Genomic DNA, 11,495 nt, shown 5'->3' on the forward strand with positions numbered 1-11,495 from the left:
CGCTCGAACAGCACTTGCCCGCATCGTTCAGGCTTGAGCCAAAGCTGGCGGGCGATGGAGGGCTCTAAGCTTTTGGGAGTACATAATGCGGTATTGGCTTGGTCTGTCGGTTGTGGCGCTGGCGGGGTGCGGTGCGGAGCTGTCGCCCGAGGAAAAGGCGCGGCAGGATGCGCAGGCGGTCGCCGAGGTCACTGCGGCGCAGATACCGCCGGTCATGCCGGTCACGCTCGACCCGCTGACCCTGGCCGATGTCGAAGCACATGAGATGATCGGGGTCGGGTGCAGCTTCCTTCCGGACGAGGGCGCAGGCGAGCGTTCGGGGGACGACGGCGACGAGGCGCTGGCGATCGCGATGGGCGATGCGGCCTATGCCAAGAGCGGTGGCGAAGTCATGCGGCTGGCGCCCGATCGCGGCAGCGCCGCCAATCCTTTCGGCACGCAGACCAAATACGATGGCCGCGAATTCACGATGCAGCTCGATCTCGCGCCGTCGGTGGAAGAACAGGCGACAGCCGATGCGGCCGCCGAGCCCGCCGAGGGCGTGCAGGTCGGTATGGAAACCATGGCCTATGATGGGCGGATGACACTGACCGATGGGCGCGACCGGGTGGTCTATCGTGCCGACGGGACACTGCGCTGCGGATCGTAAGGCTCAGTCCTCGATCGGTGCTTCCGGATCGCGCACCTGCATCAGCCCGTTCGAGACCATCTCGAGCACAACCTCGTCGTTCTGGTTGTAGGTCCGCGAGCGGGTCTTGAAGAGCCCCATCTCGGGGCGCGAGCGACTGCGGCGCTTTTCCAGCACCTCGGTCTCGCAGCGCAGCGTGTCGCCGGGATAGACGGGCTTGCGCCACATCAGCTGGTCGACCCCGGGCGAACCGAGTCCGGCGCGCTGGATCACCGACATGTTCTCGACCAGCATCCGCATCGTCATCGCGCAGGTGTGCCAGCCGCTGGCCGATATCCTGCCGAAATGGGTCTGCGCTGCCGCCTCGTCGCTGAGGTGGAACGGCTGGGGATCGTATTTGGTCGCGAACTCCAGCACTTCCTCGCGGGTCACTTCATAGCTGCCGAAGGAATCCTTCGTGCCGATCTCGATATCTTCGAAGTAGAGCATGATCCCCGCATTGCGCAAAGCGGCGGGCGAAGCAATATCCAACCGCTCCGCCCGCCCGTTTGCCCAGATGCTACTGTACAGATGCTACTGCACAGACGTTACCAGATCAGACCCGGAACTTGGGAACCCCGGCGCTGCTGTCGAGGTCCGGAATGATCCGGTAGCGCGCCAGCACCAGACTGAAGAGCCCGAACAGCAGCAGTCCGATCGCGGTCAGGGTGAAGATGAAGCCTTCGCCCGCGAGGCTGGCCACTGCATCGCCGAGCGATTTTACCTGATCGGCGCCGCCCGCGAGGAAGCCGGCCTTGAACAGCGACCAGCCGATCACCGCATACACCACGCTGCGCGCAAGATAACCGGCGCCGCCCAGCCAACGGGTTGCATCGGGCGCCTGCGCACTGATGCGGTTCATGAAGTCGCCCGAAATGCCCTTCTTGGCCTGGAAGATCGCAACGACGAAGAAGATCACGCCCAGCAGACCGAGGACGGTTCCGCCGAAATCCATCGACAGGACGCCCGAGGCGGCTTCCTGCGCACCACCGCCGCTGCCTCCGGTGCTGTTGGCGAACTGATACGCCGAATAGGCGAGGGCAAGGTGCCCCACGCCGCTACCTGCATGGCCGATCCGCTTGGCCCAGCCTTTCTTATCCGAGCCGTTGTTCTCGATATCGAACAGCGGCGAGCAGAAGCGGAACAGCGCATAGGCGGTGAGGCCGATCACCATGATCCACAGGATCACGATCCCGCCCGGATAGTCTTCGACCGCGCGGAAGACACCGTTGGTGCCTTCGCTGATCTGGTCGGCGCGGGTCAGCGCGATCAGGCCCAGTACGGAATAAAGGATGGCGCGGCTGAAATAGCCCACCCGCACCAGCCAGTTGAACTTCTCGGATTTGTCGACCACGCGTTTTCTCCCCGTTGAATTGTGTCCGCCCAACGATCCTGGCCGCAAATGGTGCCTAGACGTTGAACTTGAACATCAAGACGTCGCCATCCTGGACGAGATATTCCTTGCCCTCCTGGCGCAGCTTGCCCGCCTCGCGCGCGCCGCTTTCGCCGTTGAGCGCGATGTAGTCGTCGAAGGCGATGGTCTCGGCGCGGATAAAGCCCTTCTCGAAATCGGTGTGGATTTCGCCTGCCGCCTGCGGGGCCTTGGCGCCGCGCGGGAAGGTCCAGGCGCGGGTTTCCTTGGGGCCGGCGGTGAAGAAAGTGTTGAGCGCGAGCAGTTCGTAGCCGGCGCGGATGACCTTGCTCAGTCCGCTTTCCTCAAGACCCAGCTCAGCGAGATATTCGCTGCGCTCGTCCTGCTCCATTCCGACCAGTTCGGATTCGATCGCGGCGGAGACCACCACCGACTGTGCGCCCTCGCGCGCGGCCTTGGCAGCGACCAGCTCGGACAGCGCGTTGCCTGTTGCCGCGTCTTCCTCGGCGACATTGCAGACGTAGAGCACCGGTTTGGCGCTCAGCAATTGCGCCTGCGCGAACACCCGCTCTTCTTCCTCGTCCTTGGGCTGGGTCAGCCGCGCGGGCTTGCCTTCGCGCAGCAGCTCGAGCGCCTGGCCGAGCACGCTGGCCATGATCTTGGCTTCCTTGTCGCCCCCGGTGGCGCGCTTCTGCGCATTGGGTACGCGCTTCTCGAGGCTTTCGAGATCCGACAGCAGCAGCTCGGTCTCGACCACCTCGGCATCCGAGATCGGATCGACTTTGTTGGCGACATGCTGGATGTCGTCATCCTCGAAACAGCGCAGCACGTGGACGACCGCATCGACCTCGCGGATATTGCCGAGGAACTGGTTGCCCAGACCTTCGCCCTTGCTCGCGCCCTTCACCAGTCCGGCGATATCGACGAAGCCGAGCTGGGTCGGGATCACCTTGGCCGACCCTGCGATCGCGGCGATCTCGTCGAGACGCGCATCGGGGACCGCGACCTGGCCGACATTGGGCTCGATCGTGCAGAACGGATAGTTCGCAGCCTGCGCGGCCTGCGTCTCGGTCAGTGCATTGAAAAGGGTGGACTTGCCGACATTGGGCAGGCCGACGATCCCGCAACGGAAACCCATCGAAAACTCCGGATGTTGTGATTTGGAGCGCGCTCTAGCCGGTTGGCGCCCCGGTGGGAAGCGCGCGCCTCGCCGCTATCCGCCAAACGGGTTGCGCGCTCACCGATTGTGAACCGCGCGCATGACCGGGCCGAGCTGCGGCGACCGGCCGAGCCATTCGAGCTGGGTGCGCGCCGTCACCTCGTTGATCGCGGTCTGCGGGATCGATCCGCCGCTGACGGGTACGCGTAGCGGGCGGGTTCCGGCGGGCAGGGCGATGGTGCGGGCGATGGCGCGCGGCACATCCATCGGATCGGCCGAACGGCCCGAGCCGTCCTCGGTGCCCATCCGCGCGACCACCTCGGGATAACCTTGCGCGTGCACGTCCGCGATCCGCTCTTTGAGCGCCCCGGTGTAGATGTTGCGATTGACCCAGACCTCGGTCGGATAGCCGCCGGGCTCGATGATCGTGACCTCGATATTGTGCGGCACGAGTTCGTAGGCGAGCTGCTCGCCCATCGCCTCGAGCGCGAATTTGGTTGCCGAATAATGCCCGCCATAGGGGATGATGACGCGTCCCAGCTGGCTCGAGATCTGGAAGATCTGGCCACCGCCCTTGGCGCGCATGCCCGGAAGCACCGCGCGCGCCATGCGATGGCAGCCGAAGACATTGGTGTCGAAGGCCAGCATGGTGGCCGCCATGTCCTGCACCTCGACCGGACCGGATATCCCGATCCCGGCATTGTTGATCAGCACGTCGATCGGGCCACCGTTGATCCGCATCGCCTCGGAGACGCCGCGCTCGACCTGTTCGTCCGAAAGCACGTCGATCTCGATGACATGGAGGTCGAGACCTTCGCTCGCGGCGAGGCTGCGCAATTCCTCGGCCTCGGGCCGGGGGAGGCCCCGCATGGTGGCGAAGACTCGCGCTCCGGCGCGCGCATAATGCTCCGCACCGAGCCGGCCGAAACCGGATGAGCAGCCGGTGATGAGGATCGATTGGCCCGCGAGGTCGGGCGTGGCGGCGACCATATCGCCCTGCGCGCGGGAAGCGGTGGCGGCGAGGACGGTGGTGGCGGCGGCGCCAGCGAGCAGCGAGCGGCGGGTCAGATCGGGCATGCGAATCTCCTCTGTGTCGGGAGGAACCTAGCACAGGATATCGCGAGTCTCAGATTTCCTGCATCCTGAGCGCGATGTCGTTCATGAAGCGCGCATCGTCGCCCTTGGCGAGCCATTCCGCCTCCGCCCCCATCGCGCCGAGCATGTCGATGAGATCGTCGCGCTCCGCCTTGGCGTAATCGCCCAGCACATAGCCGGTGACGCGGTCCTTGTGGCCGGGGTGGCCGATTCCGATCCGCACCCGGCGAAACTCGGGCCCGCAATGCTGGTCGATGCTGCGCAAGCCATTGTGACCCGCGTGTCCGCCGCCCTGCTTCACCTTGACCTTGAAGGGCGCCAGATCCAGCTCGTCATGGAACACGGTCAGCGCCTCGGTGCCCAGCTTGTAGAAGCGCAACGCCTCGCCCACCGCGCGGCCGCTCTCGTTCATGAAGGTGGCGGGCTTCAGCAGCATCACCTTGTCGCCGCCGATCCGGCCCTCCTGGACCCAGCCGCTGAACTTCTTCTGGACCGGGCCGAAATCATGCATGTCGGCGATGACGTCGCAGGCCATGAAGCCGACATTGTGCCGCTGCATGGTGTATTGGGGTCCGGGATTTCCGAGGCCTGTCCAGATTTGCATGGCGAGCGCTTAATCGACGCGTGCCCCGGCGTCACCCCCGTACGGACGTGGCGCCAGCTGCAGCGCACACAGCAAAACACCGGACCTCTCGCGAAGCCCGGTGCCTTGGTGTGGGATCGGAAAAGAGGGCTTATTCGCCGCTCTTGTCTTCCTGCTCCTGAGCGGCGTCGTCGTCGGGACCCTGTTCGGTCGCGGCGGTTTCGCCCGGCTCCATACCTTCGCCGGTCTGCTCGTCGTCGCTGCCTTCACCCTCGGAGCGCTTGAGCGCGGACGGGGCGACCAGCGTGGCGATGGTGAAGTCGCGATCGGTGATGGCGCTTGCGCTGCCCTCGGGAAGCGTGACTTCGCTGATGTGGATCGCATCGCCGACTTCCTTGCCGGTGACGTCGATCACGATCTCGCTGGGAATGCGATCATTGTCGCAGATCAGCTCGAGCTCGTGACGGACCACGTTCAGAACGCCGCCCTTCTTGAGACCCGGAGAAGCTTCCTCGTTGATGAAGACCACGGGGACTTCGACTTCGATCTTGCCACCCTTGACCATGCGCAGGAAATCGGCGTGGATCGGACGGTCCTTGACGGGGTCGAGCGCGACATCCTTGGGCAGGGTGCGCATCTTCTTGCCATCGAGTTCGATCTCGACGATCGAGTTCATGAAGTGACCGGTCATCAGCTGACGGACCAGTTCCTTCTCCTCGATGTGGACCATCACGGGGTCTTCCTTGCCGCCATAGATCACGGCGGGGACACGGCCTTCGCGACGCAGTGCACGGGAGGCTCCCTTGCCAGCCCGTTCGCGCGTCTCGGCCGGCAGGGTCAGAGCATCGCTCATGAGTTCGTACCTTTCGAATTGCTTTGTGGTTGTCGTCCGGTCCGCCACGCCTCCAGGGATGACCATGACGCCGGACCGCGGGCCATTAGCAGGTGGCGACGAAAAGGCAAGTGGCGCGCGCGGGCGCCCCTACTGGATGCGGCGCACCGTATAGCCGCGCGCTTCCATCAGCGCGGGCAGGCCGTCGTCGCCGAACATATGCGCTGCGCCCACCGCCACGAAGGGCCTCGCGCTGGCCGACAGCAGGTTCTCCAGCTGCGCCGCCCAGGCGCGGTTGCGCCCCGCGAGCAGCGCTTCATAGAGTTCGGGATCGGCGAGAATGCCCTTGCCGGTCAGTTCGCTCAATTGCTCTTCATCGCCAGCCTGCCACATCCGCGCCATCCGGCCGATATCCTGCTCGTAATCCTCGGTCTCGGCGATCACCGCGTTGAGCAGGTCGCGCTGCTCGGTCTCGGGGAGATCGTCGAAGATCCGCAATTGCGTCTCCGCGCCTTCGAACTCGACGATCTCGCGCCCGGCGAAATCGCGGATCAGCGCGCGGTCGACCCCGTTCTCGGATTTAGCCGCTTGCGCAACCTGCGCCAGCGTGAGCGCCGCGGCCCAGGTCTCCATCGCGTCGAAATGGCTGCGCCGGACCTTGGCCTGGGTCAGCAGCGCCTGATATTGCTCGCCCAGAGCGGGATCGACCCGCGCGGCGAGCGGGCCGGGCGGGTCATTGAAAGCCAGCCGGGTGAACAATTCGCCCAGCGCCACCCCGTCGTCGAGCGAGGCGACCTCGACCGCCAGCACATCGGCCTCGGCGACCGCCGCATCGAGCACCGGCGAGCGCCATTCGACCCCGTCGGGGAGGGCGTGGATGGTGCCGAACAGCCATCCCTCGACCTCCCCTTCGGCGTTGGCGAGCTCCCACAGCAGCGGGTAGCCCTCGGGCTGCGCCGCGGGCTCCGAAGCCTCGTCGGAACAGCCCGCCAGCAGCAGGAGCCCCAGCAGAGACCCCAGCAGAGACCCGCGCAGCGCCGGGAGGAACCGCTGCGGGGTCACTGGACCCGCGTCACGGTCATGCCGCGCTCTGCGAGGTAATCCTGCACGCTGTTGTCGCCAGCGAGGTGCCCGGCGCCGACCGCCATGAACACGGTGCCCGGCGTGTCGAGCCGCTGCTGGATCCAGTCCGCCCAATTGCGGTTGCGGCTGTAGAGCAGCGCTTCGGCGAGCACCGGATCGGCGAGATTGGCGTTCATCAGCTCGCCAAGCGCCTCGGTGTCGCCCTCGACCCATTCGCTCAGCATCTGGGTCATCATCGGCACCACCTCGTCGATCATGTCGGTGGTGGCGATGAGAAAATCGACCTGCGACTGGAGCGGCAACCCGTCGAGCATGCCGAGCTGGAACTCGACCGTCTCGAGCGCATCGCGGCTCGCACCTTCGGGCGCGCGTTCCTCGACCACCTTCTCGACGCCGCTCTCGGGAGTATAGCCCGCCTTGAGCAGCGGCAGCATCGCGAGATTGACCCCGGCGAACCACGGCTCGAAGCGATCGAACGCACCCACCGGCAGCTCGAGCGAGGTCATCGCCGCTTCGTAACTGGCGCGCTGCTCGGGATCGAGCTGATCGCGCAGGCTCTCGCCCTCGGGCAGCAGTGCCATCGCGATGACCGCCTGTTGGGTGGCCGGGTCCTGCTCGAAACCGGTCGGAATTTCAGTTACCAGCGTGCCCGAGGAACCGAGCGCAGTGGCGACGGGGCCGCTGTACCAGTCGATATCTTCGGGCAGCGCGTGGACGGTGCCGAACATGTAGATCGTGGTGTCGTCATCGGCGACCGTCCACAGCGCGGGGCCTGCGGGTGCGGCGACGGGCGCGGTGGCCACGGCGGGGGCAGTCGTGGCCACCGAGGCGGTATCGTCGGCGACGGTGGTGCATGCCTGCAGCGTGACAAGCAGCGTGCCGGCGGTGAGCGCGGTGGCCAAACGGTGTGTGGTTTTGGTCATGAGTGGGGTCCTTCTATAGGGCAGGGTGATTAAGTTGGGGTATGAAAGTTGATGAGGCCGGGCATTGTTCAATGCTCACCATCGTCGAATATTTCCTCGACCGGCATGGCGAACAGCCGGGCGATCCTGAAAGCGAGACCGAGCGAGGGATCGTGCTTGCCGGTCTCGATGGCGTTGACCGCCTGACGCGAGACATCGAGCCGGACGGCCAACTCGGCCTGGCTCCACTCGCGCTCGGCGCGCAGGACGCGGAGGCGATTTTTCATGCGTCCGTACTGCCTGCTGCCAGCGATGGGTGGATATTGCGAATGGTGGCTCTCCATGTCAGGTATGCCTGACCATATGTCGTGATTCGCTGACTTAGTCAACACAACCTTACATCGTGTCGCCATAACCTGTCATCGCCGTGCTCGTGTTCCGCATGGCATTGACGCTCCGGGGGCCATGAGCCAAAGCCCGCCGCCATGGACCGCAATCCAAGCCGATCTTTCCAGGACATGATCCTCGCGCTGCACGATTTCTGGGCGGCGCAGGGGTGCCTGATCCTGCAGCCCTACGACATGCGGATGGGGGCGGGGACCTTCCACACCGCCACCACGCTGCGCGCGCTCGGCCCCGAGCCGTGGAATGCCGCCTTCGTCCAGCCCTGCCGCCGCCCGACCGATGGCCGCTATGGCGAGAACCCCAACCGGCTGCAGCATTACTACCAGTATCAGGTGATCCTCAAACCCAGCCCGCAGGACATCCAGGACCTCTATCTGGAGTCGCTGCGCGTGATCGGGATCGATCCGCTCAAGCACGATATCCGCTTCGTCGAGGACGATTGGGAATCGCCCACGCTGGGCGCCTGGGGGCTGGGCTGGGAGGTCTGGTGCGACGGGATGGAGGTGACCCAGTTCACCTATTTCCAGCAGATGGGCGGGTTCGACTGCAAGCCGGTCGCGGGCGAGCTGACCTATGGGCTCGAACGCCTCGCGATGTACATCCAGGGCGTAGACAGCGTCTACGATCTCGATTTCAACGGTCGCGGTGTGAGTTATGGCGAGGTGTTTCTCGAGAACGAGAAGCAGATGTCGAAATGGAATTTCGAGGTCGCCGACACCGCCGCGCTGTTCGACCTGTTCAACAAGGCCGAGGCCGAGTGCCGCAATGCGCTGGAAAATCAGGTGCCTATCGCTGCCTATGAACAGGCGGTCGAGGCCAGCCACATCTTCAACCTGCTCCAGGCGCGCGGTGTGATCAGCGTCCAGGAGCGCGCCAGCTATATGGGCCGGGTCCGCGACCTCGCGCGCGGCTCTTGCGAGAACTACGCCGCGGCGATGGCACCGCAATGGGCCGAGAAATACCCGGAGTGGTCTTTGTGAGCTTCCTCATTCGTCATTGCGAGCGAAGCGAAGCAATCCAAGGCGCAGGTCAATGGATTGCCGGGTGGCCCTGCGGGCCGTCTTCGACTCCGCCTGCGGCTCCTCGCAATGACGAGGTGAAAGCCCATGCCTGACTTCCTGCTCGAACTGCGCTCCGAGGAGATTCCTGCGCGGATGCAGGCCGGGGCGCGTGCCGAACTGGAGAAGCTTTTCCGCCGCGAGATGGATGCAGCGGGCGTCGCCATGGGCGAGGTCACCGTCTGGTCCACACCGCGCCGCCTCGCGCTGATCGCGCGCGGTTTGCCCGACGGCACGAAGGCGGTCAGCGAGGAAGCCAAGGGTCCGCCCGAGGGCGCGCCCGATCAGGCGGTCGAGGGCTTCTGCCGCAAACACGGCGTCACCCGCGACCAGCTCGAAGTGCGCGATGTAAAGGGCCGCGCGACCTATTTCGCGGTGATCGAGAAACCGGGCCGCGCGACGGGCGAACTGCTCGCGCAAGCCATCCCCGCGATCATTCGCGACTTCAGCTGGCCCAAGTCGATGCGCTGGGGCGATGCGTCGATCGGCACCGACAGCTTGCGCTGGGTGCGCCCGCTCTCGGGCGTGGTCGCGCTGCTCGGCGGCGATGTGGTCGAATGCGAGGTACATGGCGTCACCAGCGGCGCGGTTACGCTGGGCCACCGGTTCCATCATTCGGGCGACATCACCATCGGCGATGCCGATGATTACGCGCTGAAACTGCGCGCCGGACATGTCATCGTCGATCACGAGGAACGCGCCGAGCTGATCCGCACCGGCGCGGCGCAGGTCGCCAACGAAGCGGGCCTCGAGCTCGTCGCGGATGAAGGGCTGGTGGTGGAGAACGCGGGCCTCACCGAATGGCCGGTGCCGCTGCTCGGCCGGTTCGAGGAAGATTTCCTCAGCGTCCCGCCCGAGGTGATCCAGCTCACCGCGCGGGTGAACCAGAAGTATTTCGTCTGCGAGAGCCCCGACGGCAAGCTCGCCAACGCCTTCATCTGCACCGCCAATATCGCGGCGGACGACGGCGGTGCGCGCGTGGTCGATGGCAACCGCAAGGTCCTCGCCGCACGGCTTTCGGATGCGCGGTTCTTCTGGGATGTCGATCGCAAGAAGACGCTCGCCCAGCACGCCGAGGGTCTGGAGCGGATCACCTTCCACGAGAAGCTTGGCAGTGTTGCCGAGAAGGTCGAGCGCGTGGCGAAGCTGGCGCGCTGGTTGGTCGAGGAGGGCATCGTCAAAGATGCCGATCCCGACATGGCTGAACAGGCCGCGCGGCTCGCCAAGGCCGATCTCGTCACCGAGATGGTCGGGGAATTCCCCGAATTGCAGGGGCTTCTGGGGGGCTATTACGCCCGCGCCGAGGGCCTGCCCGACGCAGTCGCCGATGCGATCCGCGACCACTACAAGCCGGTCGGGCAGGGCGACGACGTCCCCACCGCGCCCGTTACCGTGGCGGTGAGTTTGGCGGATAAGCTGGATACGCTTGCTGGGTTTTTTACCATCGACGAGCGCCCGACGGGATCGAAAGATCCATTCGCGTTACGGCGAGCGGCACTTGGGGTAATCGGATTGGTGCGCTCAAATGAGTTGCGCGCCTCAATGTACGACCTTTTCTATGCAGCTCTCCCAGAACGCGAGGGACGAGAAATTGGTCGGGTGGCTGCAGCAGATTACCTGAACGATTTCTTTGTAGACCGTCTCAAGGTTCAGCAACGTGACGAGGGCACACGTCATGATCTAATTGATGCAGTGGCATTCATGGGCGGGGACGATGATATCGGCGGAGAGCGGGATATTGTCCGCCTGCTCGCCCGCGTAAAAGCGCTCCAGTCCTTCATGGAAACCGACGACGGCACAAACCTGCTCGCCGGCTACAAGCGCGCTTCCAACATCCTCAAGAAGGAAGACTGGCACGGCGTCGAAGGCGAGATCGCGCAGACCGGCGAGGAGGACCCGCTGGCGCTGGTCGACGATCCCGACATGAAAGCGGTGATCGACGCCAAGATGTCCGAGCGGCACGCGAAAACACTTTCCTACACCCCCGAACCCGCCGAAGATGCGCTGATCCAGGCGCTCGCCACAGCCGAGCCCGCGGCGGCGACGGCGGTCGCAGCGGAAGATTTCGCCGCCGCCATGGCCGCGCTCGCATCGCTGCGCGCGCCGATCGACCGGTTTTTCGAGGAGGTGACGGTCAATGACGACAGCAAGCCCAAGCGCGCCGCGCGGCTCGACCTGCTGGCGCGCTTCCGCGCCGCGGTCCACACCGTCGCCGATTTCTCGCGGATTGAGGGATGACCCCCTTACCCCCGATCTGTCACCCTAGAGACCTAAAGTTCGCGCTAAAGCCCTGAAGCAAAAAGGGTTTGTAGAATTGCATCAGGGTGACACCGCCGTCA

The 11,495-nt window shown here is 65.0% G+C and carries 12 protein-coding genes; 3 read left to right on the forward strand and 9 right to left on the reverse strand.

The window, feature by feature from the left end:
* Nucleotides 1-85 precede the first annotated feature (85 nt).
* Nucleotides 86-649, forward strand: coding sequence for a hypothetical protein (locus A9995_RS00160; protein ID WP_145916751.1), 564 nt, complete (start codon nt 86-88; stop codon nt 647-649).
* Between the two features lie 3 nt (nt 650-652).
* Here A9995_RS00160 and A9995_RS00165 read toward each other — a convergent pair whose 3' ends face one another.
* The 9 genes from A9995_RS00165 to A9995_RS00205 all read right to left on the reverse strand — a co-directional run bounded on the left by A9995_RS00165 (nt 653) and on the right by A9995_RS00205 (nt 7,980).
* On the reverse strand, nt 653-1,117 hold the full coding sequence (locus tag A9995_RS00165; protein WP_067609368.1) for a MaoC family dehydratase: 465 nt from the start codon (nt 1,115-1,117) through the stop codon (nt 653-655).
* Between the two features lie 106 nt (nt 1,118-1,223).
* Nucleotides 1,224-2,021 (reverse strand): DUF1206 domain-containing protein, encoded by a 798-nt coding sequence (locus A9995_RS00170; RefSeq protein WP_067607490.1) that lies wholly within the window; start codon nt 2,019-2,021, stop codon nt 1,224-1,226.
* A gap of 55 nt (nt 2,022-2,076) precedes the next feature.
* Nucleotides 2,077-3,177 (reverse strand): redox-regulated ATPase YchF, encoded by a 1,101-nt coding sequence (ychF, locus tag A9995_RS00175; RefSeq protein ID WP_067607493.1) that lies wholly within the window; start codon nt 3,175-3,177, stop codon nt 2,077-2,079.
* 99 nt (nt 3,178-3,276) lie between these two features.
* Nucleotides 3,277-4,275 (reverse strand): SDR family oxidoreductase, encoded by a 999-nt coding sequence (locus A9995_RS00180; RefSeq protein ID WP_067607496.1) that lies wholly within the window; start codon nt 4,273-4,275, stop codon nt 3,277-3,279.
* A gap of 49 nt (nt 4,276-4,324) precedes the next feature.
* Nucleotides 4,325-4,897 (reverse strand): aminoacyl-tRNA hydrolase, encoded by a 573-nt coding sequence (gene pth / locus A9995_RS00185; RefSeq protein ID WP_067607498.1) that lies wholly within the window; start codon nt 4,895-4,897, stop codon nt 4,325-4,327.
* Nucleotides 4,898-5,027: 130 nt separating this feature from the next.
* Nucleotides 5,028-5,729, reverse strand: a complete 702-nt coding sequence (locus A9995_RS00190) for a 50S ribosomal protein L25/general stress protein Ctc (RefSeq protein WP_067607501.1) — start codon at nt 5,727-5,729, stop codon at nt 5,028-5,030.
* Nucleotides 5,730-5,858: 129 nt separating this feature from the next.
* The gene (locus A9995_RS00195) at nt 5,859-6,770 is read right to left on the reverse strand and encodes a TraB/GumN family protein (protein WP_233998025.1); all 912 of its coding nucleotides are present in this window, start codon (nt 6,768-6,770) and stop codon (nt 5,859-5,861) included.
* Nucleotides 6,767-7,714 carry a TraB/GumN family protein gene (locus A9995_RS00200; RefSeq protein ID WP_067607504.1) on the reverse strand — a complete coding sequence of 316 codons (948 nt, stop codon included), beginning with the start codon at nt 7,712-7,714 and terminating at the stop codon, nt 6,767-6,769. The genes A9995_RS00195 and A9995_RS00200 overlap by 4 nt, the downstream gene beginning before the upstream one ends.
* Nucleotides 7,715-7,782: 68 nt before the next feature.
* Complete coding sequence (locus tag A9995_RS00205) at nt 7,783-7,980, reverse strand: helix-turn-helix transcriptional regulator (RefSeq protein ID WP_067607507.1); 198 nt, start codon at nt 7,978-7,980, stop codon at nt 7,783-7,785.
* Nucleotides 7,981-8,178: 198 nt separating this feature from the next.
* Between A9995_RS00205 and A9995_RS00210 the strand changes: the two genes are divergently transcribed.
* Both A9995_RS00210 and glyS read left to right on the forward strand, forming a co-directional pair.
* The gene (locus A9995_RS00210) at nt 8,179-9,078 is read left to right on the forward strand and encodes a glycine--tRNA ligase subunit alpha (RefSeq protein ID WP_067607510.1); all 900 of its coding nucleotides are present in this window, start codon (nt 8,179-8,181) and stop codon (nt 9,076-9,078) included.
* A gap of 126 nt (nt 9,079-9,204) precedes the next feature.
* Nucleotides 9,205-11,394 carry a glycine--tRNA ligase subunit beta gene (glyS, locus tag A9995_RS00215; RefSeq protein ID WP_067607513.1) on the forward strand — a complete coding sequence of 730 codons (2,190 nt, stop codon included), beginning with the start codon at nt 9,205-9,207 and terminating at the stop codon, nt 11,392-11,394.
* The last annotated feature ends 101 nt before the right edge of the window (nt 11,395-11,495 follow it).

The sequence above is a fragment of the Erythrobacter sp. QSSC1-22B genome (genome assembly GCF_001678665.1).
Lineage (GTDB): Bacteria > Pseudomonadota > Alphaproteobacteria > Sphingomonadales > Sphingomonadaceae > Qipengyuania.